The sequence below is a fragment of the Peribacillus sp. YIM B13481 genome (genome assembly GCF_042787985.1).
Lineage (GTDB): Bacteria > Bacillota > Bacilli > Bacillales > DSM-1321 > Peribacillus > Peribacillus simplex_A.
Map to the genome: position 1 here is coordinate 75,430 of NZ_JBHZPE010000001.1, position 24,737 is coordinate 100,166.

Consider the following 24,737-nt stretch of genomic DNA (forward strand, 5'->3'; position numbering starts at 1 on the left):
TAATTTCACCAATACCCCTATTATAAAGGGAGAAACTTCAGAATATTCTTCTTTTATTCTACTATTCCCGTTTGAATCATTTCAATATCCAAATCCACCTCGATTGGAATATGAGGATAGGCCTCCTCCCAATGTTTTTGATTGAAATTTCTTGTTTTACTTTTAGCGATATCACCGAGTGCAATCGGATCTATGTTGTTTTCCTGAAACATGGTTACCATCTCATGTAATTTTTCACCAATGGCATGTTCTGCTTTGGCCTCTATTTGATTCAGGTCGACTGATTTACCCAAGTCATAACCTTGGACCTCAAGCAGACTCGCTTTTAATTTCACTTCAATCCTGACTTCGGGGTCTTGATTTGCATTCCTGATATCATAATGGACACGTGATTCCACGTTATTGATATCTGAAAAGTCATTTTCCTTCCATTTGATTTCATAACTCCCCAGCTTAAAATTTTCACTAAGGACTTTGAATAAAAATCCGTCCTGATAAGGGATATATTTACCGATATACTTGTCCCTTTTAAACAGGGCGATACCCTTTACCCGTATATGGTCTCCTGCAGTTTCCAATAGGGGCATGACCGGATCGATTCCTTTACCATGACACGCATATAAATACCTGTGCAAATCTACATCAGGCAAATTAGTCCTGATATTCTGTTCGATCAGCTCTTTCACTTGGACTCCTGGAGTTTTAATCAACTTCGGCTCCATTTTAACTACATCCTCCGCTTTGCCATGAACGATCGCTAAATATAAATCCCTTCCCACCATTGGGTCACGCCTATATGTATCAATATAATCATTCAAGCCCTTACCTGCCAATTCTTCACCATACAGAATGACTGTCAGTCTCCCGCCGACAATCGGGAATGGTGTTTTTGCATTTTCTTGCTGGCGGCCAGTCTTTATATTATGGGAGGTCGCTTCATATACTTCTCTACTTAGTTTTGCTTCTTCCCCAGGCTGAGGAACGCTGACAACGACCGTTCCTTTCACTTTTTTGTCTCCGGCATCATCATAACCTACGACTTCAGCTATTAAAATATCTTCTAATATTTGCTTCTCCACCCCGCACGCTGTCATCATGAAACAACCTAATGTAATCAAGAGAAGTTTGATTTTCATGGATTAAGACTCCTAACTTTATAGACAATCGACTGCCATATGAATAAGAGAGGAAGGTACAAATAAACGATATAAAAACCTATTTGCGAACTGATTGTGTTAAACCTATCGATTCTATAGCGGTTATCCAAAAAACAGCAAGAAACTAAAATGATAAGCAGGATGTAAACTAACACCTTTTTCTGTCTAAATCCAAACACTCTTTTTACTGTTCTGCTCGCTGCCCAAACCCCTAGGCAAACATTCGGCAGCACCATGAACAGCCAAACGGAAATCCCTATATATTCAAACCTTTCAACGAATGGAAGGTCCACAATTTTCCATAAAGTCAATGTAGCCCAAATTACATCTTTCAGCTGATCTTGATGATAGTAAGCTAACGAGACAATAATGAAGACTAAATATATCGACATAGTAAACAACACACCTAAGTGGGCCCACTTTTGAGAGTGTTCACGCTTTTTAATGAATGGGTAATAGATCAGGAGTAATTCAAAACCAAGGTAATTCAGGGTCATTCTCTTACAGGCCTTCATGATTTCCAAAAAGGAATGATCAAGTAAAGGGCTCAAATTCTCAAAGTGGGCGTGCTTTAATGGGAAATAGTTCAAAAGTAATAACGGCGATCCAATTATTAGTCCGATTATACAAAAACCAGTAACGGCCCTAAACCCTCCCACCACAAAACTATACACGAGAATTAGAATGATGGTTAATAGCATCAGGACATTAACACCAGGGAACATCCAAACCTGAATGACTTCCAAATAAGTCCTTATAAGAATGATGGAGATCATTATAAAGTAGAGGATGAAAAAAATGTTGAAAGCATTTCCTACCCATTGACCAAACAAATCTTTATGGATGGCAACCAAATCCAGTGTTTGGGGGCCCCTGCCTAAAAGCTTGAAACACATCCAAAGCAGAACATTTACGATTAACCCTGAAATGAGGACCGATATCCAAGCATCTTGACCAGCCTCTTTCGCTATGATCCGTTCAAACCCCAATACCCCTACTCCGATCTGCATGCCTGGCAAGAGGAAAAAAACAAAAAATGGAGATATTAGTTTAGTTTCCTTTGGTTTGACTTCCATACATTTTCACCGCTTTCTACGCCTTATTCATCAATATCACTTTGGGAGTTATTAGTTTCCTCCTTCCTCCTTATCCTTAGTGGCTTATCCGTCCGCAGAAATTGTGGGCGTTTAGTCTGCTTTGAAAAAGGGAGGCGAATTAGACTATCTTTAAAGTCATAAATCCTTAACGGGTAAAGAGGGTCTAAATATGGACTGCCAAGCGAAGTTAATTTCAATAAATGACTTAAAATGAATGCACTGCATAAAGCTAATCCGAACAGTCCGTATAACTGCGCTGCAATTAGAAAAGGGAAGCGGATAAGGCGAATCGTATTACTGATTTGGTAAATCGGCACTGTAAATGAAGCCAAAGCAGCCAAAGCGACAAGCATCAATAGGACATTACTGACAAATCCCGCTTCCACAGCGGCTGTACCGATGACAATACCGCCAACAATGCCGATGGTAGAGCCCACCTTAGCAGGCAGCCTAACCGCTGCTTCCCTCAGCAATTCAATCGTTCCTTCCAGCACGATCGCTTCCAAAATCGGCGGAAAAGGGATCACTCCCCTTGATGAAATTAAGATTGGCAACAAATCAGTTGGGATCACCAGATAATGATAGGTTAAAACGGCAACATACAGAGGTGAAGATAAAACGGAAAACAGGACTGCGAAAAGACGAATCAAACGGAATGAAGTACCAAGATTCCAAATTTGAAAATAATCCTCAAATGAAGAAAAGAACGAAATGATGGTGTTGGGACCAACTAATGCATGAGGCGATCCATCTAGCATAATCCCTATTTTCCCTTCTGATAATACACTGGCCAGATGGTCAGGCCGCTCCGTATCAATCAGTTGGGGAAACATCGAATTCCGATTATCCATAATCATCTGGTTTACAAACGAAATATCCACGATCGTATCATACTCTATATCATCTATTCTCTGCATGACTGTATTGATGATCTGTTGATTTACAATCCCATCTATGTAGAGCACCACTAACCTGGTTTGCGAGATGCTCCCAACCCGAAATTCCTTGGACTGCAATTCAGGAATGGGTAACCGATTACGAATTAGATTCAAATTCGTATCAAGCGATTCAACAAAAGCCTCCTTAGACCCAGCGACTGTATACTCCGACTCGGGTATGGAAGTTTGCCTTTTCACACTGTGAGCACAAGGAATCAGCAAACACATTTCATCATCTTTCTTGTATTGAATCAAGATCGATCCTGCCAAAACCAACCTTTGAATGACGTTAATATCAGTCGTCACTTTCATATCTTCCATCGGAATATCGCTTTTTAATTGCTTAAGATCCTTCTTTGTTTGATTAGAGATGACAGCCAGTACTTCTTCATGGAGCTGTTGTTCACTAACCAGTGAATTGAAATAGGAGATGGTATAGCCATCTTCATTCGGGAATTGGAAAGTAAGAAAATCATTAGATGCTTCAAACTTTTTAAAAAGTTCTTGAAAATCCTTGGAAGTAACCTGAAAGGCTGCTGCATCCGTTTTCTTCCTTCCCTTAAAAAACCTCACTAATTCCACCTCCCATTATCTGTCTTGAGTTCTTTAGTTTACCCAATTATTGTAACCACCCTCTTTAAAGTTAGTCATGATTCACCGATATCCCAACTCGCTGCTGATTACCTTTAGTTTTTTCCTGAAATAGGAAAAGACCTATCCGGATCCCATGCCTAAAAAAGCATGATATAAACGGATAAGCCTTTGCGTCTTAATTCATTTAACTCTTTGCCAATTACTTTTGGCTTGGAAAAACGCGTGTTACAAGTTTACGGAACTCATCAACGAATCCTGCAACGGGTTTTCCATTCTGAATGTCATTCGCATACTTATGCATGCTTTGAACAAAGTCAGGGTTTGTCGAAACATAAACGTTGTCTATCGATGGATCTGCTCCTCTTGCTGCATCTGCAATCCTGTCTTTAAGGTCATTCGAGATATCTTTATCCCCGCCGTCATTTAATACTGCCCCAACATATGCATTATTATCAGTCACGATGACCCTGGCGTCCTTTACTTCCTTCAAGGCTTCAACACGATTTGAGATATCATCGGAGACCCTCATATCGTTTGCATCATTATCATTATCATTAACATTATTTATATTTCGCTTTGTATCGCTTACATTCGTCGGATGTTTTAAATTATCCTGATTCGTACGATTCAGGCCAAGATTTTCATTGGCACCTTGTTTATTATTAGTAGAACAACCTGTAATCACTAAAGCCATCATCACACTTGATACTATCGCCTTATAATTCATATTCTCCACTCCTTTCAAACGTTTAACATTACTATTTACGAGGAGTGGATAGATTATTCATAAGAAGTGACTTTCAATCCGGTAGTACCTTCACCCAAAAAACACCAAACGCACCTCGTACCGTTCATGATGCCTACCAGAACTGATCCCAGGAGCCCCTATTCCAAGTCCCAATGGCATACTGGGTTCCCTAGGCAATGATTTTTATCGCCAATGATTAAAAAACTAATAACCATGCCAGCAATCATTATATTTTAAACTCATCGCCTATTATTAAATATTCACGCAATCACCAATTGAATCAAAGCCATCTCTTTTTCCTCTCCCAATACAGAAAAAGCCCGAAAGGTCATAATCATAACCTCTCGGGCTTTTTCCCCTCCGTATAAGCAGATCCCTGCGCGTTTCTCCTGAACCATTCCGGTAAAATTTCAACCAAAATCTTTTATTCCCATACGATATCATGTGCATTCCAAATTCGGTCAAACGCCTATGCATCACTTTTGTTTCTAAGCTTCCATTTGTCACCTTTTATTGAAAACCAAATATTTTTGAATGGTTCCGGTGTTTTTTTAGCGGCATCAACCGTATATTGTACAGCCTCTTTTTTATATTGAACATCTTCTGTGATTTCTTGCTGAGTCATGGCGAGTTGATCCGTCTCTGATTTAATCTGATCCGTTTTTGCCTGAATGCGTGAAACAGTTTCAGTCACACTTTCAATTGTCGGTTTCGAATCCTTAAATGTTTTGAAAGCAAAAAAAGCGAAATAGATGATCGATCCGATAAAGAGGGCAAGACTAATATATACAATAACCACCTATGATTCCTCCTTTTATTTTACCTTTACTATACCCGTAATCCTTGAGCAGAAAACGAATCCCCATGTATTTTCTTTTATGCCTGGTCATATTATTGAAAGAAAAAGGAGGAATGAAAATGAATCATATGCCTCTACTTAAAGCCTGTTTTAAAGCTGGAATACACTTCATAAGACATATAACCATACAACAGGCTGCCGTTACAGCAGGAATCATTTTTTTGATCATTCATCCAGAAGTTTTTAGCCCCCTTTGGCTTACATTGGCAACCTCCGTCTTGGTTTTGCTCCTGCTTTGAAGATTGTTGAAAACTCTTTAGTGATCTTCCTCACACCAGTTCCACTTAAGGACCGCTCGAGGCAGGATAACTGAGGGGTATAAAAGATATTTCCCTCTTGATGACATAGGCGAATGAAGTAAATAGGCTATATAGAAGTACATACAGAACAAGTAGGAAACGCGATGTGTAAAGTATACTCCATGAACATGAAAATTTAATCAATCGATTGATTAAACCATTGACTTGCCTTGCCCCCTTATGACAGAAGAACTTCACCACATTTCCCATTTTACCGATAAGCAGAAAATAAATGGAAAATTACGAAATTTGTGTATAATTAGTCTATATTCATAACCTTCAAGGAGGAATCATATTCATGGATACTCTCATTCAACAGTTTAGGAATTTGCCCACCACGGCCATTTCAGATGCAATGGAAGGATTGAACAATCTGGAATCAGCGATTAAACCCTTAAAAGAAGAGTTTCATTTTGCCGGACGTGCTTTAACCGTACAGATGCCCGTCGGTGATAATTCAGCCGTCTTGAAAGTAATCGGCGAAGCAAGACCTGGAGATATAATAGTCGTTGACAGCAAAGGTGATACATACCGTGCAATAGCAGGTGACTTTGTTGTCGGCATGATGCAGACCATGGAAATTGGCGGTCTCGTAGTCGATGGAGTCATTCGTGATCTTGAAGCAATTAAAAAAATGAATTTCCCTGTTTTCAGTAAAGGGACAACGGTTGCCTCAAGTGGTAAGGCTGGTGCAGGGCAAACCAATATCCCCATTTCCTGTGGAGGTGTCACAGTGTTTCCAGGTGACATCATCATAGGGGACATAGATGGAGTCGTTGTCGTGCCACAATCCATGGGTGAAGAAATCCTGATCAAAGCAAAGGATAAAATCATGAAAGATAAACTGCGTTCAGAAAAACACGCGGGAAAGCCTGAAGAAATAAGAAAGTATATTGCCATGATGACCAATAAAGCATGATCTAACGCATATAAAAAAACAGGCAGGAAGCAATGGCTTCCTGCCTGTTTTTCAGCTTATTTATCGGAATCGGGTTCCTTTGAACCTTCTTCATTATATGTGTAATCATAATCAGCAGGGTTAATTGGCTTAAAACCCTTTGGAGTATAGAAACGGAGTAAGTCACCGTTCACCACTTGGTCGGATAAATTGAGCATCTTTTCAACTCTCTTTTTATAATTGAGGATGTCATCATTTTCCTTGACCATTTCTCCTGTTTTCGTATCGAAGTATTTTCCTTTAATGGAAGTAACATCTGGTGTTACAAAATCACCATTCCTGAAAGGTACAACTTCACTATGATCTTTAGACAATAAGTCAGAACCGAATTGTACATAATCTTTAGATTCAATTCCTAACAAATGCAATAAAGTCGGGAGAAGGTCAATCTGTCCTCCGTATTGGTGCATTTCCCCGCCTTTAACACCTGGAACATGAATCAATAATGGTACACGTTGCAATTGGGCGTTCTCAAATGCGCCAACATCCTTGCCAAGCACTTTTGACATAGCTTCCGTATGGTTTTCCGAAATACCATAGTGATCACCGTACATAACGATTACTGAGTTATCATACAGACCGGATTTCTTCAGATAAACGAAAAACTCCCTAAGCGCTTCGTCTGCATAGCGTGCAGTTTGGAAGTAATCATCAACGGAAGCATCACCTGTCGTTTGCTTACCGATTGTTGCCTTGTCCTGGTCCATGGCATACGGGAAATGATTAGATACCGTTATGAATTTTGTATAGAAAGGCTGTTTAAGCGTTTCTAACATTGGAATCGATTCTTTAAAGAAAGGTTTATCCATCAAACCATAACTTAGCACTTCTTCTTTATTCTCCATATTATAATGGCTTGCATCGAAAAATTGATTGAACCCAAGAGCCTTATACATCTGGTCTCGGTTCCAGAAAGATTTGTAATTACCATGGAAAACAGCAGATGTGTATCCTTTTTCTCCTAAAATCGCAGGTGCCGCTTGATACGTATTTTGGGCTCGGTTTGTGAATGCTGCCCCCTGTGGTAAACCGAACAGGGAATTTTCAAGCATGAATTCAGCATCTGCCGTTTTACCTTGGCCTACTTGATGGAAGAAGTTATCAAAGTACATGAAATCTGACTTCTCATGTGCAAGTGAGTTTAGAAATGGAGTTACTTCTTCCCCGTTCAACTTATAATCAATCATGAAATTCTGCATGGATTCCAAATGCAGGTATATGACATTTTTACCTTTTGCTGCACCAAAATACTTAGGGTTCGGTTCAGCGCTTGTTGCCTTCGTATAATTGACCACTTCCGCGATATCCGTGCTATTTGCAGTTGCACGCTGAGCGTACGTTTTAGTATTCTGAACGGCATCATATACCGTATAGTTGAACATACCCAAATATTTGACAATATAATTCCGGTCGAATGTTCTTGACAATAATTGCGGACGATCCTTTTCAGCAAGTCCTAAATTAATAGCAAAAATTGCAAGCCCTGCAAGATAAATCATTCCAACCGTACGGCGTTTGACTTTGAAGTTTTCCACTTTAAAGTCTTTGAATCTATACAACACAATCAAAAGTACCGTATCAAGGAAATAAAATACATCATGGGATTTAAATAATGCTAATGTACTCGGTCCCAAGTCACCTGCATTTTGCACTTGTGTCAAAGTTGACATAGTGATGAAATCTGTAAATGAACGGTAGTAAACAATATTGAAGAATAACCATAAGGACATCAATAAGTTCAATCCGATGATCCATTTAAACGATTTTTTGCCTTTCGCCAATAGTGCCAAGCCAAAGAATAAAATGGCTGAACTAATCGGGTTTATGAACAGTAGGAACTGTTGCAGGCCATTTTCAAGCCCTAAGTTAAATTCAACTCGGTATCCAATATACGTTTTTATCCAAAACAAGACTACCGCAATAAAGAAAAAGCCTAGTATGTTATCTGCAAATAAATGCCGGCTTTTTTTAAGAAAATTATTCATGCTCTCACCTCTATTAATCTAGTGGTTTATTTATATAAATTTTTACATACTTACAAAAGACGGAAAATCGGAAACCTTATGATAGCATTCTTTCAATCAGATAGTCAAGACTGTGCAAACCACCTTTTGTCACATCAATAACCCTTATGATCCAGAACACTTCTTTAGCTTATGAACAACTTTTGAAAAAGTAACAGAATTTCGACCGTCTTGATTTTCTATAACAAATATATAGGAATTCCATGTCTTAATCCAATAAATATCACCGTAACTTTTTTGGGTTACTGTGGATCACCGTCACTATTTAATTTAACTTCCTTCAGGCTTTTATCATTATAAACGACTCTTTATAAAAACACCAGCACATTACAAAATATGTAAAGATGTAAATCTTCAATCATTGAATACTATTAGATATTTAGAGGATTTCTTTCCCGATAATTCGACATCTGAAATTTGATTGCCGATTACATTGATGCATCGCTCTCCCGCACTTTCTATTTATCTGTAAGAACCAAAAGCCTGCTTAAGTTCACCCGTTCATTTACTGCATCCTCTCAAGTTAAAATCCCATAAAATAACAAAAGGTTTTGTGGCCTGTTTCGTAAACTCATTTCGCGTTATATCGACATCATTCCCGTCTTGACTTCAGTTGATCTACTTTTATTGAATTAATTTCTCCTGATAGTAAATGACACCAAATTTGCCTATATTACTTGAAGTAATTAGTATGATGGGGATTCAATTATTCTTAGTTTTCATGAATGTTCATGTTTTAGTTTTTAAGATTATTTACCAAAGTTCACTTAAATTACAATTTAAAACCAGACCGGAACCAGAAACTGCATCAAGCATCAATGCAGTTGACATTATAATAGGAAGAAACTATTTTTTTTACGTTGTTATTTGTTTGGCTGAGGAGTTATTTTCTTTCGGTAGCCGCCCATATAAGCCCTAGCAGCTACAACAGGGTCTAATATGAACCTTGTCCTATTTATTTTCCCTTTATTGGGTGTGAAGACCCTACAAGCTGTTGTAACCGGCATTATTGGTTTCCTTTAAGTGATTTCTTTTCTTCCCTTTGTTATTATATATACTTTCATTCAGCTTTATTATAAAAAATAAAAAAAATCCTGTCCTCAATCGAGGGCAGGATTTGCTTTTAAACTATATTTAATTACTTAAGCCCTTTAGAAACTTCTTTAACCATTTCATCAACAGATTCTAAACCGCCGCCAGATAAGTACCAGTAGTTAGGATCAAGATAAATGATGTTTCCTTCTTTAAAAGCCTTTGTATTTTTTACAATGTCATTTTCAACAGTTTCTTTTGCTGCAGCTCCATCACCGGCAACCGCATCTCTATCTACAACGAATAGATAGTCTGGATTCTTTTCAGCAATGTATTCGAAAGAAATACTTTGACCATGTGTAGATACCTCCAATTTATCATCTACAGCAGGTACTCCGAATACATCATGGATAATTCCAAATCTTGAATCCGGTCCGTAAGCACTTACTTTTCCACCGCTAGCAAGAACGATTAAACCAGTTTTATCCTTCGGAGCTTTTTCTTTCAAAGCATTAATGTTTTCTTCAACACGTGCTAATTCTTTAGCTGCTTCGTCTTTTTTATCGAAGATTTTACCCAAAAGTGTTACATTTTCTTTAAAGGATTCCATATAATTTGCAGTATCTACACCTACATAAACAGTAGGGGCAATTTTACTTAATTCTTTATATGCTTCAGTTTGACGGCCAGAAATCAGGATTAAGTCAGGAGCCATCTCGTTGATCTTTTCGAAGTCAGGTTCTTTTAAACCGCCGGCATTTTCAGTTGTACCTTTATATTTAGAAAGGTATTTTGGAAGGCCATCATGAGGAACAGCTGCTACTTTCACACCCAATTTATCAAGAGTATCAAGAGCACCCATATCGAATACAACAACTTTTTTAGGGTTTGTTTTTACTTTCGTTTCGCCTAGTTGGTGCTTAACCGTAAATTCTTCGCTTTTAGCACTTTCTTTTTTCGTACCTGATTCTTCTTTTTCCTTAACTGATCCGCAAGCTACAGCCATTACAGCCAGCATTGCAACTAAAAGCAGTAAAGATAATTTCTTAATCATTATGGTCACCTCGAAAAGTTTTTTTTTATTTAAAATTACAGATTGAATCCTCACCTTCACAGAATTCACCTGCATCGCTTTCCCTGGATATAAACAGGAGGCGGCTAAAAACCTTGGGCGCCCGCCAACTTTTAACAGCCTAATGAGCGTATGAAGTGAATCTGAGACGGCTACGAATACTGAAGTAATTTAAAACCAAATGGCATTTTCTTACGTGAAGTACACACAGATCTTATTGTCATTGATATTTTGGATTTCAATATCCATATCATAGATTTCCTTTAATACTTCGGAGTTGATCACTTGTTCGGTAGGTCCATTATGAACAACCTTGCCATCCTTCAATGCGACAATATAGTCGGAATAACAGGATGCAAAATTAATGTCATGAATGACGATTATGACCGTTTTCCCTAATTCATCGGCCAATCTCCTCAATACCTTCATGATTTGGACGGAATGCTTCATATCAAGATTGTTCAGAGGCTCATCAAGAAGTACATACTCCGTATTCTGAGCAATAACCATGGCAATGAATGCCCGCTGCTGTTGCCCGCCGCTAAGCTGGTCAAGAAATTTATCCTGCATTTCGCCAAGTTCCATATATTCAATCGCTTCATCGACATACTTCCAATCCTCTTTAGTCAGTTTACCTTGTGAATAAGGAAAACGGCCAAAGGCGACGAGTTCACGAATCGTTAAACGTATATTGATGTGGTTAGCCTGCTTTAAGATGGCAATCTTTTTAGCAAGTTCATTGCTATTGAATTTCCCCATATCCTTCCCCTCGATCAGGACTTCTCCTGAATCCCGGGTAATGAGCCGGCTGATCATTGAAAGGACTGTACTTTTCCCCGCTCCATTAGGACCGATGAAAGATGTGATTTTCCCTTTCGTTATTTCAATGGAAACATCCTCTACAACCGTTTTACTATTATATTTTTTGAATAAATTTTTCACTTCTACCATGATTTATTCTCCTTTAATAGAAGATAGATGAAATAGACACCGCCGACAAAGTTGATAATGACACTCAAGGTGGTAGAGAACGTAAAGATCCTCTCTACAATGAATTGGCCGCCGACCAAGGCAATCACACTGATCAGCATTGCACCCGGGATGATATGTTTATGCTGATAGGACTTAATGAATTGATAAGCCACATTTGCAACAAGTAATCCGAGGAACGTGATTGGACCGATCAGGGCAGTTGAAATGGAAATTAAAATCGTGACGACGATTAAAACCCGTTTCGTGACAAAATCGTAATCCACACCCAAGTTTATGGCTTGGTCCCTCCCTAGTGACATGACATCTAAATACTTCAAAAATCTCATAAAATATATCATTACCGCTATCATGAGGATAATCGCTAATGTTAACAGGTCAGTGTTGACATTATTGAAACTGGCAAACATTTTATTTTGTATCATTTGAAATTCATTCGGGTCAATCAATACCTGCATAAATGAAGACATGCTGCCGAATAAGGTCCCGAATATGATACCGATCAGCAATAGAAAGTAAATATTTCGGTTTTTCTTGAACATGAACTTGAACAGCAGGCTGGAAAAAATAAGCATGGCCGTAAGTGTAACCAGGAAATTGAGATTTTTATTCATGATCATGATATGCGTTGAACCGAAGAGGAAAATCACTCCAGTTTGGATCAGCATATACATAGAGTCCAGTCCCAAAATGCTTGGTGTCAGGATTTTATTATTCGTAACCGTTTGGAAAATCACTGTTGAAAAGGCTATCGCACAACCTACCACGATGATGGCAATGATTTTTATGACCCTTCTCGGCAGTGCGTAATCCCAATTCGGGCCAAGGTCCCAAAATATGTAACCTGCCGTTAAAGCTGCTGCCAGAACAGCTAATATAATGATCTTACTTTTATTATTCATATGCCTTTCTCCTCATTATCAGATAGATAAATACGGCGCTTCCTATCACACCAACCACGAGTCCAATCGGAATTTCAAATGGATATATGATGATCCTGCCCAGAATATCGCAGATCAATAGGAATACTGCCCCTAGCAACGCTGTATGAGAAAGACTCTTTTTCAAATTATCACCAAGGTAAAGGGATACAATATTTGGTACGATCAATCCTATGAAAGGAATCGTTCCCACCGTTAACAGGACAACAGTGGAGGATAATGCCACGATGATCAGCCCAAAATTGACTATAAGTTTATAATTTAGCCCTAGATTAATAGCAAACTCCTCACCCATCCCTGCCACAGTGAATTTATTGGCAAAGAAGTATGCGAGAATGACTAAAGGGATACTTACATATATTAGTTCGTACCTTCCCGACATGATCATCGAGAAATCACCATTCATCCATGTGTTGAGGCTTTGAATCAAATCATACTTATAAGCAAAGAATGTCGAGATGGAACCGACGATATTACCAAACATCAAACCAACCAATGGAATGAAAATCGTATCCTTATATTTCACTTGATCAAGAATTTTCATGAACAAGAATGTACCTGCCAAAGCGAATATGAAAGCGAATGCCATTTTCTCAATAAGTGCTGCCGATGGAAAAATGATAATGGCAAGAAGAAGTCCAAGCCTTGCAGAATCCATGGTACCGGCAGTCGTAGGGGATACAAATTTATTGCGGCTCAATTGCTGCATGATCAGACCGCTTATACTCATCACCACGCCGGCAATGATTATGGTCATCATTCTGGGGAAACGGCTTTGCAGCATGATTTGCACTTTATCATCACTTAGATCCAATAAATCCAGGGGGGTAATATCTTTTACACCAATGAATAATGAGGTAAATGATAAAACGATTAACGACATGACTAAATATCTTATCTTCATCTACATTTCCTACTCTTCCTATCTCAGTAAATACAGCGATAATATTTTTAATTAAAAATATATGAATAAAGACTATTGTACAATCCCCTATTGAAATGGGGTTCATGAGACAATAGTTACAGGGTTCTCACATTCATGATAATGAGATTCATTATCATTATCATTCATTCTTTATTCTACCATTTCTTTGACATGTGTCAACAAATACAAGGGAATTACTTTGATAAACTCCGGATAATGGAAGAACCACTCATGCATTTCGCTACAGGAAGTGATAAAATCATAATAACAAATATTTACTCTTCTAATGAAAGAAGCGATGTGATGAAAAACTTCCTATCTAAAGTGTTCACAAAAAAAGGGAAAATCCAGATTGAATTTTGCCAAAATAATCTTGACCGCTTCCTTGATGAACAAACGGTTGCTGATTATGGTAAATTCTTAGCGAATCCAAGGATTCAATATAAGGAATATGAATGTTTAAGTGAGTGTAAACTTTGTAAGCAAACCCCATATGCGAAAGTAAACGGCCAGATAATGAACGCCAAGGATTCACGGAATCTTTTAAATCAGTTATATGATGAATTGAAATGATACGGGCCAAGCAAAATTGCTTGAACCGTATTTTATTATGGAAATTTCAACTATCTACCTCTAAGTATACAGAATCCAGGGGATGAATAACTATGAAAAGTAATTACTAACTTTTTTCTGCCACCATTCCCCTTAGAAAGATAAGCCCTTGGGAAGGTTGTTATGCATCAGAGTCATTCCCTTATGTAATCGAAAAACATCCACACTCTTTTTTTGACAGAGAGAGTTTTACTGGGCTGCAAGCCATGGAATGCCTTTATTGATCTAGTAGATACTTCCTGTTTTTCTCTAATTCCTACGGTTATACTGTATATAAAGCTGAATATATGATAATTTATGGAAAAAGATATATAGGAGGACGTCCGTGAAAAAAATCATTCCTACCATCGTTTCATTCGTAACCCTAGGTCTTGTCACTGGATTGCCTAGCCAGAACCCCATCGCAATGACAGAAGAATTCACCCCTTATTATGGAAATGGTCCAAGCTATATTCAACCTGATAACCTCTCCTACCTTTTCCCTGAACCTAATGTTTCTTTCAAGACCCCTGCCTTTATACAAGGCAAGATCGCTTTTACGAGCCAAGAAGAAATGATTGGTCATATCAAGTCCCTCTCCCATAAAAACAAGAACATCCAAGTCAAGACGATAGGTAAATCAATAGAAGGACGCGACATCCCAATGCTTCTTTTCAGCAAGGATTCAAAAAAACTCAATAAGGATTCCCGTAAACCATTGATTTGGATACAAGGTCAGATCCATGGCAATGAACCCGCTTCAGGTGAATCAACATTAGTCATTGCACAATGGCTTGCCGAAGGAAAACTTGGTGACGTCCTCGATAAAGTGAACATTGCCATCGTTCCACGCGTAAATCCAGATGGCTCCTATTACTTCAAACGATTTACCGCAAATGACATGGATGCGAATAGGGACTATTTAAAAGTGGAGTATCCTGAAGTACAGACTATTCATCAAACCATCAATGATTATGGGCCTGAAGTCATTCTTGATGTACATGAATATACAGTGAACCCCGCTCCCCTTAAAAAGGTAGGCGCAAATGGATCCATCGCTTCCTATGATCTGCTCATTTCATCAGCAAAGAATTTAAATATTCCGGAACAGCTTCGAAAAGCATCCGATGAACTGCTTTTACCTAATGTTTTCAAAGCATTGGAAAAAGAAAAGCTTTCCTATCATGATTACTATACACTCGATACTTCTGATACTGGAATTCTTACCGCTACTGAAGGAAGCACAGAAGCCCGCATCGGTCGCAACGCTCTCGGATTGAAAAATACAATGACCTATTTAATTGAAACAAGGGGTATCAATATCGGCCGTACTGACTTCAAACGTCGTGTTTATGCACAAGCTTCAGCTCAGGCTGCCTTCATTAAAACGACGGCTGATCAGGCCAATGAAGTAAAAAAGGTGGTCAAGCAGGCGGAAAATGAAGTGGTGAAAAAAGGGAGAAAAGTAAATGATAATGACAAAATTGTCATCACCAGCCAAAATAAATTAATGAAAAATCAAAGGTTAACAGTGGTCGATATAGCGAAAGCCAAAAAGGTCGATACCACCATCGATTGGCTGGATTCTACCGCTGCCTACCCTACGCTGGTTAGAGATCGTCCGACAGCCTATATCCTTCAATCCGAATATAAAGATATTGCCAAGAAACTTCAGCTATTGGGAGTAGAAGTCAAAAAATTAAAAAGACCTATGAAAGTAGCTGTTGAAAACTATAGGGTCAAGGATCTAAAAGTTTCCGCTGAACTGGAAAGCGGACATTCCACAAGGGAAGTCACGACCACCGTTACTTCAAAAACTCGGGTTTTCCCAAAAGGAAGCTATGTATTTAACATGGACCAACCTGACGCTAACTTCATTTCCCTGGCCCTCGAACCAGAAGGCATAGACAGCTACGTGACATTCAATTTCATTCCCGCTGTTAAGGGCGGAGAATTACCTATTTACCGCTACATGAAACAATCAGCATTACCAGTTAAATAATGCATTTCGATTACTTTCTAAAACGCTTTAGCAGCTTTCGTTGCTGAAGCGTTTTATTTTTGAACTCCTATTTAATTCACTTTTAAGCCTATTGGCGGACTTTATTTTTTGAATGTGTTGAGAGTTTTTGAATATATATATAAACGGACGATGTGTTTAAGAGGGGGAACGACTTTGAACCAGCATGTGCAATTGGAAATGAACCGCCTTATTCATCGCTTAAAACAAGACCAATCAGCAGATGGATCTTGGAATTATCCCTTTGACACTGGGATAACAGCTGATACCTATATGATTATTTTACTTAAAGTTTTAGAAATAGAAGATGCCTCTTTAATAGAGGCATTAGTAAAAAGGATTGAAAGCAGACAAACGGAAAACGGCTCTTGGAGACTTTTCCATGATGAAAAAGACGGTAATCTTTCAGTCACTATTGAAGCTTATTATGGTCTCCTTTATAGTGGACTGCGAAAAAAACAAGATCCTCATATGAGGAAAGCCAAACAATTCATTCTTTCCAAGGGTGGAATTAAACAGGCCAAAATGTTAACTAAAATGATGCTCACCATCACTGGACAATATAAATGGCCACTCCTATTCCCGATCCCGCTCGAAGCTATATTACTGCCGCCAACCTTCTTCTTCAGCATTTATGACCTATCCATATATGGCCGTGTCACCATGGTCCCTTTGCTTTTACTAGGACATAAAAGGTTCCAGATCATGTCCCCAAACACACCTAGTTTAAAAGATTTATATCAAACAAGGGAGGAACGGTCTGAAGAGCATGTGTGGAAGGAATATCGAACCGACGAATACCGCTCCTTCTTTTCCAAACTTCAAACAGGTGTCAAAACTTTAATTGGTTATCCAGATTATCTTCATTCCTTGGCCCTAGAAACCACAAAACGATTTATGCTCGACCGGCTAGAACCCGACGGAACGTTGTATAATTATTTTGGGCCTACCTTTTTCATGATTTTTGCCCTACTTTCAACCGGCTACTCGAAAAAAGATCCTGTAATCCTAAAAGCTGTTTCCGGTTTGAAGGGAATGTCCTGTTCCGTTGATGGTCACACACATATCCAACTTACAACAGCACATGTTTGGAATACATCCTTAATCAGTTATGCCCTGCAAGAAGCCGGACTGCCATCAAAAGATGAAACTGTAAAGTCCGCCAATCAGTATTTACTGTCACGCCAGCATTATATGTATGGAGATTGGTTAATTCATAATCCTGACGCGGTCCCAGGTGGCTGGGGTTTCTCTGATTTGAATACAATGAATCCAGATGTAGATGATACGACGGCATCATTACGGGCGCTTGCAGGTCAAATGCAAACAAGACCTGATAATCTGGACAGCTGGCAGCGTGGTGTCGCCTTCACAATTTCCATGCAAAATGACGATGGAGGATTTCCCGCATTTGAACGAGAAAGCGATCCTAAATGGGTACATCTCATTCCTTTCGAAGGATCAAATTACCTCTTGACTGACCCGTCGACAGCTGATTTAACAGGCAGGACGCTTGAATTTCTAGGGAACTATACAAATTTGAAGAAACCTGGGAAAGTCAGCAAAAAGGCCGTAGATTGGCTCTTGAAAGATCAGGAGCAGGATGGCTCCTGGTACGGACGTTGGGGAATATGTTACCTATATGGCACATGGTCGGCACTGACTGGCATGAAGGCCGTAGGGCATTCCTCTGAACATCCTGCCATCAAAAAGGCCATCTCCTGGTTAAAGAAAATCCAAAATAAAGATGGTGGCTGGGGTGAATCTTGTTATAGTGACATCAAGCAGCATTATATGCCTCTCGGGACCAGCACCCTGACACATACGGCTTGGGCTGTGGATGCGTTGATTGCAACATCTGACAAACCCACACCTGAAATTGAAAAGGGCATCACCTATCTCACCCGCGGAGCTCAAAAAGAAGACTGGACCAATGACTATCCTGCAGGCCAGCTCATGGCAAGCGTTTTGTATACCCATTATCACAGCTATCGCTATATTTACCCGCTACTTGCCTTAAGTCACTACAGAAACAAATTCATGGATGCTTAATCGCTTTTTCAGTGATATTTATCATATAAAGGTGAATATGTGGATTACCTGTGGAAAAGGGGTGAATAACAACGAAAAGTTATCCACAATCCGAGGTTATCCACATTATTTTGCCTGTAAAATGACTAAAAACAAGTCATCGATAAACATTTCCCTTCATTTTTGTTGAATTTTGTTGATTAATTCATTTCGAATATGTATTAATGACTTGTTTATGCACGCTTTGTGGATAGTTTGGGGATGAATGATTACGATTCCAAGAAAACTTTATCCAGTTTATCACTATAGAATTCTATGGCCTTTGCATAAGATTGTATTTCTCGATCCTTAGAGGTTTCCGCAATTATTTTCAATAAGGATTCCATCGCTAGATCATGTCGGCCCAAATTATAAAATGACATGGCCCTGAATACCAATAAAGCCCTATCCTCAGGAAACTTTGCCAGCCCCGCTTCCAATGTCCGTTTTGATTTTTCATATTCCCCAATGGTGCGATATGTGCTCCCCAGCCCTAGGTAGGCTCCTTTTGCGTCCTCATCCGGCAAACCTAGTTTGAGGGCAGCTTCATAATGGCGCACCGCCTTTACCTCTAGTCCAAGAATATCCAAACTCCAGGCACACTGATACTGTATGACTGCATCCTCTGGATTTTGCTTTGCCAAATCCATCAATAATTGATTGGATTTTTTGAATTCTTTCTTGCCCCTTAATATCAGTGCCCTTTCTAAACTCTCCATCGCCATTCCTCCATTGAATAAAATTCCTTATTGCCCCTATTCGCGAGTCCCCCATTTAATACCTTCTTAGATCGGCTGAGAAAGAGTAATTCAGAATTTATATGTAGGAAAATGGGAGTCTGGATCGGCCTCACTTTTCAATCGGATATGCCATTGTGAATAAAAAAGGATCTGCCACTTGGCAAATCCTTCACACATTTCAGTTCTAGATATTGATTAATCATCCAACTGGTTTTTCAATACTTTCCCCGTAGTGGCATCTATCACTACATCATATTCCTTTTGTCCCTGGTTTATCTCCAACTCGTACACAAGTATGCCATTCTCTGAATCAAGCTCTGCATCCGTCACTTGACCCTCCACCTCTTTCAAGGCAATCTTTTCAGCTTGATCCATGCTGATTTTTGCAATTTCCACTGCTTGTTGTGTGCTCATATCCTCATCGTCTTCGTCTTCCATCTCCCGAGAAAGAATCTCTCCTTTTTCAGCATCGACCTCTACATCTTGATAGCCTTCATTCGTTTTAACGGTCATCTCATAGGTCATCGGCTGGTCCCAATCCTTTTCAAATTGAGTAACCTTACCGCCCAGTTTTTCTGAAATCATTTTGATAGCCTCATCCTCAGATAACGCACTCTTATTGACTGCATATACCGCAGTTCCAGCGGCACCGCCGAAAAGCAATACAGAAGCTATGGAAACCGTCAAGATTACCTTTTTCTTTTGAATGATACCTTCTTTTATCGTAGCCCACTGCTTTTTCATGAATAATTCCTCCTTTGAGTTGTTACCTTAATAATAAACATCATTCATGAAACGAACATGAGCGCTAGATTAGAATTTGATGAGAAAGAGTAATAGTCACCAACGTCCCCTCTCCCACTTCGCTTTGAATTTCCAGTTTACCGCCGAATGACTCGACAAGTGTTCGAGCGATGGAAAGCCCGAGTCCATTGCCTCCCGTTTTCCTTGCCCTTGATGAATCCACGCGATAAAAACGTTCAAATACATGCGGTAGATGTTCTGGTGATATCCCTGCCCCTTGATCTTTAACACCAATGAAAATTTCATTAGCCCTCTGTTTTATCAGGATTTGTATATCCGATTCACTATATTTCATGGCATTGTCCAATAGGATGACAAGCACCTGTTCAAGCTTGCTGGAAATGGCCATTGCATATATTTCCTTAAACTCGGATTGTATCTTTATTTCACGGTTTGCCGTCCTTCTAAATGTTTGGGCAATCTGTTCACAAAACGAAATAAGTTCGACTTTTCCTTCAATATCCTTTGAAGGTTCACTTTGGGAAGCGGACTGAAGTAGATGTTCCGTCAGCTGTTTCATCCGGATGGCTTCATGATGGATTGCCTCCACCGCCTCCTCCAGAATCGCCTCATCCTTCATTCCCCAGCGTTTCAATAGTGAAGAGTAGCTTTCTATGACCGTAATCGGTGTTTTCAATTCATGTGAAGCATCTGAAAGGAATTGCTGCTGTCGGTTATAATTCCGCTCAAGCCTTTCTATCATCCTGTTGAATGACACCCCCATTACCTGTAGCTCGTCCTTTGATTGATCCGAAAGCGGTATCCTTTTGAATTCTCCACTTTTCTCAATATCCATCATTGTCCCGCTCATGATCGATATGGGTTTGAGGATTAGATTGGCCAGCCATTTACCGGCAAAAATGGATAGAAGAATGACAAAAAGGGATGCACCACCTAATACGAGGGCAAGAGTCGATAAATTTTCAAGGAGGGTATCCTGCGGCTGTGTCACCTCGATCATTCCTAGCTTCTTCCCTTCTTCGGGATATGCGTAACGGTAGGTCAACACGTAATCCCCATCAGCTTTGCTAAAATCAAATCCTTTCTCATTAATGGATTTAACCGCTAGCCCCTCAAGGTCCTCTTCATCCGTAAACGATTTTATCAACCTTCCATCTGTGTCAAATATCCGCACCATTCCATCATCAGGGGTATACGGCTCCATTAAATCGGGATCACCGGAAATCAAATCTTTCGTCAGGATATTTTCTTCAATTAATGAAGCTTTATCTTCGAGCAGATCCCTTTCCCTCTCAAGAGATATCAAAAGAAAGGCGATTAAAACGATGATACTCAACAATATAAGCATGACGCTTAAAAAAAGACTGGAGTACGATTGGATTTTCGTCCGAATCTTCATACCGGCTCCTTCAAGCTATACCCTACCCCGCGGTAAGTATGTATGAGCTGCAAATCAAAGGGGTAATCTATTTTTTTTCGTAAATAACGGATATACACATCAACCACATTCGTATCCCCTGCAAAGTCATATCCCCATACATGTGTAAGTATTTGCTCCCTTGAGAGTACTTGATTTTTATTTTGCAATAGATATACCAGCAAATCGAACTCGCGGGAAGTCAGCTCGATCCTGTTGCCTTGCCTGAGAAGGTCCCTTGTACCAAGGCTCAATTGCAGATCATGGACCTTAAGTTCATCCTCTTTCCCTTCTGATTGGCTCTCACGTACATTTGTACGAAAACAAGCACGGATCCGGGCCAGCAGCTCTTCTATCTCAAACGGTTTCGTTACATAATCATTCGCACCATGGTCCAGGCCATTCACCTTGTCTGGTACAGCATCCCTTGCGGTTAGAAGAATGACTGGTGTAGATCCATTCTTTTTCCGGTAACGTCTAAGTACTTCTATGCCATTCAACTCGGGTAGCATCACATCCAATAAGATTAAATCCCACTCTTCGGATTCTGCCCTTTGCAGACCTGTCTTTCCGGTAAAAGCCGATTCAGTTAGATAACCCTCATGATTAAGTTCCAGCTGGAGGATCCTCGCGATTTTTTCTTCATCTTCTATTATTAAAATCCTTTTATTCATGATTACCACCACCCACCTCTTAGTGTACTGAATAAAAATGAAAATATCATGAGAAATTGAAGACCCTGCATAAAAATCCCATGAAATAATTACTTTAAAATTTTTGTGCATTTAAAAGGTCAAAAAAAAGAATCGGATGTAAAAAGTCCAAGAGGGTCTTTACAGACACCATACACAGATTCCTCACAATCATTAAAAATTTCCCCATAGCTAAATAATAAAAGCCTAAGTATCAATGGCTAACCATAATAAAAAGACTATGGAATATTTCCATAGTCACAGTTTGTCGACAAAATGGGGTTCGGAACGGCCTCATCCCGAAAAACTGGCTTGCCGAGACCACGCTGCCGCTTGCGGCGAGGAAGCTTGGCAGACAGTCGGCGGAAAGAGAGCCGATACCTGTAATCAACTGGATCGTTTAATAATGATCCAGTTCATTCACCGTTCCAATGCTGGTCAATGAATTCATCGCGTCCTGATTTCGCACGGTCCGCTTTATAATCATCTTTGTTTTTTTTATGAAAGCCTTGATGGTATTCTTCGGCAGGATAAAAGGTTTGGGCAGGAAGGATTTCCGTTACGATGGGTTTCTGGAATTTCCCGCTGGCTGCAACCTTTTCTTTCGCTTCAATGGCCAGCTTCTCTTGAGCTTCGTCATGATAAAAGATGGCCGTTCGATACTGGCTTCCCCTGTCATGGAATTGACCGCCATCGTCGGTTGGATCGATTTGCTGCCAATATAGTTCAAGCAGTCTTTCATAAGGAAATAACAGGGGATCGAAAGTGATCTCGACGACTTCATAATGTCCCGTAGTTCCCGTCTTCACTTCCTCGTAAGTAGGGTTTTCAACATGTCCCCCTGTATAACCGGATACGATTCCCCCAATCCCGGGTTGTTCTTCAAATGGTGTCACCATGCACCAAAAACAGCCTCCTGCAAATGTAGCTTTTTGCATAATGGTCAACACCTTCCTGTACATATGTAATAAAAACTAATATACCATATCCTAATCTTAACACTGTGTCTTTTGATTTACGAAGCCTCCATGCCAATCGCTCCAAAAGGGATGTACCCTTTGATCAATCTTTTGACCAGCCCTTTTCCTTGAATCTTACAATAGCTTCAACGCGATTGCTTACATCCAATTTATCAAGAATGACCGAAATATAATTACGGACCGTTCCATTGGTCAGATAAAGCTGGCTGGCAATTTCCTTTGTATTCTTACCATCTGCAATTAATTGGAGCACTTGGCACTCTCTTTCAGTCAAAGGGTTTTCTTCTTCAAAAGCCATATCCACCAGCTCAGGAGCATATATGCGCCGACCGTCCATGATGACACGGATCGAGTTCGCCAGTTCCTCACTTGGACTATCCTTCAGCAGATATCCACCTACCTCGGCCTTTCTGGCTCTTTCAAAATAACCAGGGCGTGCAAACGTGGTTAAAATGATGACTTTGCATTGGTGGCCCTGATCCTTGATCTCTTCCGCTACATCAAGCCCGGTTTTAACTGGCATTTCAATATCCGTAATGCAGATATCTGGCTTTAAACGATTAACGAGATTCATTGCTTCTTCCCCATTGCTCGCTTTTCCGACAACTTCCATATCCTCTTCCAGATCAAGGATAGAACCTAGAGCGCCAAGCAGCATCCTTTGGTCTTCAGCAATTACGATTCTAATCAATGTTAATCCCACCTATCCATTATTTTTTATAGCATTCGGAACCCTTATATAAAGTGCAGTTCCATCTATTGATTTAATATCCAGGCTGCCATTAACGAATTCAAGCCTTTCTTTCATTCCTTGAAGTCCATTGCCTTTAAAAAATTCTGATTTATGTGAAAGTCCCACTCCATTATCTTGGACTTTCATCGTCACTCCTGTCTGTAATTCTTCGATGACGATATTACATGAGTCGGCACAGCTATGTTTGACGATATTTGTCACAGCTTCTTTCAAGCACATGCTTAAAACCGTTTCAACAAACAATGGAGTATCTTGCAATTCCGTTGTGCCTTCCAAATTGAAGTCTATCTCTGCCGCTTTCAATATTTGCTTGACCCGGATGATTTCATCGCATAGCTTGGCCCCACGCATTTCCGACACCATTTCCCGTACTTCCTTGAGTGCCGTCCTCGCCGTTTGACGGATATCCTTGATTTCCTTCTTAGCCGACTCCGGTTTTAAATCAATCAATTTCCCTGCAAGGTCACTTTTCAAGCCAATCAAAGAAAGTTTTTGTCCAAGTGTATCATGTAGATCACGGGCAATCCGCTGGCGTTCTTCCATTTTGCCAAGCTCGGAAATTCTTTTATGTGCATCTTCCAATTGTTCTTCCAGCCTATCACGTTTATTCCGATTATAAGTGTTGAATGGGAGAAGGATCACGCCCACTACACAAATGAGCATAAAGGGAAATTGTGAAAAGAAGGTAGGGTCTTTCATGATGAATCCAATATTGACAGATACGATGGTGGCTAATAGCTGGATCGAATATAATACGAAAAAGCCAACCTTATTTTGAACATTCCCAATAAAGAATGCTAAAAAGAGTGAAAAGTAAATGTAGCTGAAAAATATGGTCATGGATATGGATATGACTATTTGTATAGCCGTCCATACGTATACGGGCCATCCCTTCGAAACGAATGAGAGACCATATGATATGAAAAACAAAATGATCATGACGATTCCAAAGACAGTCTCCAACATCGATGAAGATTTGAAAATGAAGTAAAAAGGAAGGATACAAAAAATGATCCAGACATAAGGGCTCAGCCCTGTGTTCTTAGGAAAGATATGATACCAACTTTGCATAGC

General features: G+C 39.6%; 23 protein-coding genes. 6 read left to right on the plus strand and 17 right to left on the minus strand.

Going from position 1 to position 24,737, the window contains the following annotated elements:
- Window positions 1–53: 53 nt before the first annotated feature.
- From ACFX4X_RS00425 to ACFX4X_RS00445, 5 genes are all read right to left on the minus strand, one after another.
- Window positions 54–1,136: a Ger(x)C family spore germination protein gene (locus ACFX4X_RS00425; protein WP_377380733.1), complete on the minus strand. Its 1,083-nt coding sequence runs from the start codon at window positions 1,134–1,136 to the stop codon at window positions 54–56.
- Entirely contained in the window at window positions 1,133–2,233 is a 1,101-nt protein-coding gene (locus ACFX4X_RS00430) for a GerAB/ArcD/ProY family transporter (RefSeq protein ID WP_377380736.1), read from the minus strand. Before ACFX4X_RS00430 ends, ACFX4X_RS00425 begins: the two co-directional genes overlap by 4 nt.
- Window positions 2,234–2,256: 23 nt before the next feature.
- A complete protein-coding gene (locus ACFX4X_RS00435) occupies window positions 2,257–3,765 on the minus strand; it encodes a spore germination protein (protein ID WP_377380739.1) in 1,509 nt (502 codons plus the stop codon).
- 220 nt (window positions 3,766–3,985) lie between these two features.
- The gene (locus ACFX4X_RS00440) at window positions 3,986–4,513 is read right to left on the minus strand and encodes a YhcN/YlaJ family sporulation lipoprotein (RefSeq protein ID WP_377380742.1); all 528 of its coding nucleotides are present in this window, start codon (window positions 4,511–4,513) and stop codon (window positions 3,986–3,988) included.
- A gap of 490 nt (window positions 4,514–5,003) precedes the next feature.
- Window positions 5,004–5,333, minus strand: coding sequence for a DUF948 domain-containing protein (locus tag ACFX4X_RS00445; RefSeq protein WP_125162601.1), 330 nt, complete (start codon window positions 5,331–5,333; stop codon window positions 5,004–5,006).
- A gap of 119 nt (window positions 5,334–5,452) precedes the next feature.
- Here ACFX4X_RS00445 and ACFX4X_RS00450 point away from each other — a divergent pair, with 119 nt between their 5' ends.
- Window positions 5,453–5,632 (plus strand): hypothetical protein, encoded by a 180-nt coding sequence (locus ACFX4X_RS00450; protein WP_284469301.1) that lies wholly within the window; start codon window positions 5,453–5,455, stop codon window positions 5,630–5,632.
- A 358-nt stretch (window positions 5,633–5,990) separates the two neighbouring features.
- Window positions 5,991–6,611, plus strand: coding sequence for an RraA family protein (locus ACFX4X_RS00455; RefSeq protein ID WP_377380746.1), 621 nt, complete (start codon window positions 5,991–5,993; stop codon window positions 6,609–6,611).
- Between the two features lie 56 nt (window positions 6,612–6,667).
- Here the strand turns inward: ACFX4X_RS00455 and ltaS are convergent, their stop codons facing one another.
- The 5 genes from ltaS to ACFX4X_RS00480 form a co-directional block, all read right to left on the minus strand.
- Window positions 6,668–8,635 (minus strand): lipoteichoic acid synthase, encoded by a 1,968-nt coding sequence (gene ltaS / locus ACFX4X_RS00460; protein ID WP_377380749.1) that lies wholly within the window; start codon window positions 8,633–8,635, stop codon window positions 6,668–6,670.
- Between the two features lie 1,177 nt (window positions 8,636–9,812).
- Window positions 9,813–10,757 (minus strand): siderophore ABC transporter substrate-binding protein, encoded by a 945-nt coding sequence (locus ACFX4X_RS00465; RefSeq protein WP_377381055.1) that lies wholly within the window; start codon window positions 10,755–10,757, stop codon window positions 9,813–9,815.
- Window positions 10,758–10,970: 213 nt separating this feature from the next.
- Entirely contained in the window at window positions 10,971–11,729 is a 759-nt protein-coding gene (locus ACFX4X_RS00470; RefSeq protein WP_061465516.1) for an iron ABC transporter ATP-binding protein, read from the minus strand.
- Complete coding sequence (locus ACFX4X_RS00475; RefSeq protein WP_284469297.1) at window positions 11,723–12,670, minus strand: iron chelate uptake ABC transporter family permease subunit; 948 nt, start codon at window positions 12,668–12,670, stop codon at window positions 11,723–11,725. Before ACFX4X_RS00475 ends, ACFX4X_RS00470 begins: the two co-directional genes overlap by 7 nt.
- Window positions 12,663–13,613, minus strand: coding sequence for an ABC transporter permease (locus ACFX4X_RS00480; RefSeq protein ID WP_061465518.1), 951 nt, complete (start codon window positions 13,611–13,613; stop codon window positions 12,663–12,665). Before ACFX4X_RS00480 ends, ACFX4X_RS00475 begins: the two co-directional genes overlap by 8 nt.
- A gap of 135 nt (window positions 13,614–13,748) precedes the next feature.
- Between ACFX4X_RS00480 and ACFX4X_RS00485 the strand changes: the two genes are divergently transcribed.
- From ACFX4X_RS00485 to shc, 3 genes are all read left to right on the plus strand, one after another.
- Window positions 13,749–14,207, plus strand: coding sequence for a DUF1450 domain-containing protein (locus tag ACFX4X_RS00485; protein ID WP_377380754.1), 459 nt, complete (start codon window positions 13,749–13,751; stop codon window positions 14,205–14,207).
- A 364-nt stretch (window positions 14,208–14,571) separates the two neighbouring features.
- Window positions 14,572–16,227, plus strand: a complete 1,656-nt coding sequence (locus ACFX4X_RS00490) for a M14 family metallopeptidase (RefSeq protein ID WP_377380756.1) — start codon at window positions 14,572–14,574, stop codon at window positions 16,225–16,227.
- Window positions 16,228–16,401: 174 nt separating this feature from the next.
- The gene (gene shc / locus ACFX4X_RS00495) at window positions 16,402–18,297 is read left to right on the plus strand and encodes a squalene--hopene cyclase (protein ID WP_377380759.1); all 1,896 of its coding nucleotides are present in this window, start codon (window positions 16,402–16,404) and stop codon (window positions 18,295–18,297) included.
- A gap of 248 nt (window positions 18,298–18,545) precedes the next feature.
- On the opposite strand, the gene ACFX4X_RS00500 is transcribed toward shc, so the two are convergent.
- From ACFX4X_RS00500 to ACFX4X_RS00515, 4 genes are all read right to left on the minus strand, one after another.
- Entirely contained in the window at window positions 18,546–19,034 is a 489-nt protein-coding gene (locus ACFX4X_RS00500; RefSeq protein WP_377380762.1) for a tetratricopeptide repeat protein, read from the minus strand.
- Between the two features lie 216 nt (window positions 19,035–19,250).
- Window positions 19,251–19,799 carry a PepSY domain-containing protein gene (locus tag ACFX4X_RS00505; protein WP_284469294.1) on the minus strand — a complete coding sequence of 183 codons (549 nt, stop codon included), beginning with the start codon at window positions 19,797–19,799 and terminating at the stop codon, window positions 19,251–19,253.
- A gap of 64 nt (window positions 19,800–19,863) precedes the next feature.
- Window positions 19,864–21,219, minus strand: coding sequence for a sensor histidine kinase (locus ACFX4X_RS00510; protein ID WP_377380765.1), 1,356 nt, complete (start codon window positions 21,217–21,219; stop codon window positions 19,864–19,866).
- Window positions 21,216–21,911 carry a response regulator transcription factor gene (locus tag ACFX4X_RS00515; protein ID WP_377380768.1) on the minus strand — a complete coding sequence of 232 codons (696 nt, stop codon included), beginning with the start codon at window positions 21,909–21,911 and terminating at the stop codon, window positions 21,216–21,218. The genes ACFX4X_RS00510 and ACFX4X_RS00515 overlap by 4 nt, the downstream gene beginning before the upstream one ends.
- A gap of 235 nt (window positions 21,912–22,146) precedes the next feature.
- Between ACFX4X_RS00515 and ACFX4X_RS00520 the strand changes: the two genes are divergently transcribed.
- Entirely contained in the window at window positions 22,147–22,374 is a 228-nt protein-coding gene (locus ACFX4X_RS00520) for a hypothetical protein (protein ID WP_377380771.1), read from the plus strand.
- Here ACFX4X_RS00520 and msrA read toward each other — a convergent pair.
- From msrA to ACFX4X_RS00535, 3 genes are all read right to left on the minus strand, one after another.
- Window positions 22,346–22,867 carry a peptide-methionine (S)-S-oxide reductase MsrA gene (gene msrA / locus ACFX4X_RS00525; protein WP_125159752.1) on the minus strand — a complete coding sequence of 174 codons (522 nt, stop codon included), beginning with the start codon at window positions 22,865–22,867 and terminating at the stop codon, window positions 22,346–22,348. The genes ACFX4X_RS00520 and msrA overlap by 29 nt on opposite strands.
- A gap of 124 nt (window positions 22,868–22,991) precedes the next feature.
- A complete protein-coding gene (locus tag ACFX4X_RS00530) occupies window positions 22,992–23,600 on the minus strand; it encodes a response regulator transcription factor (protein ID WP_061465526.1) in 609 nt (202 codons plus the stop codon).
- 12 nt (window positions 23,601–23,612) lie between these two features.
- Window positions 23,613–24,734: a sensor histidine kinase gene (locus ACFX4X_RS00535; RefSeq protein WP_377380775.1), complete on the minus strand. Its 1,122-nt coding sequence runs from the start codon at window positions 24,732–24,734 to the stop codon at window positions 23,613–23,615.
- Window positions 24,735–24,737: the final 3 nt, after the last annotated feature.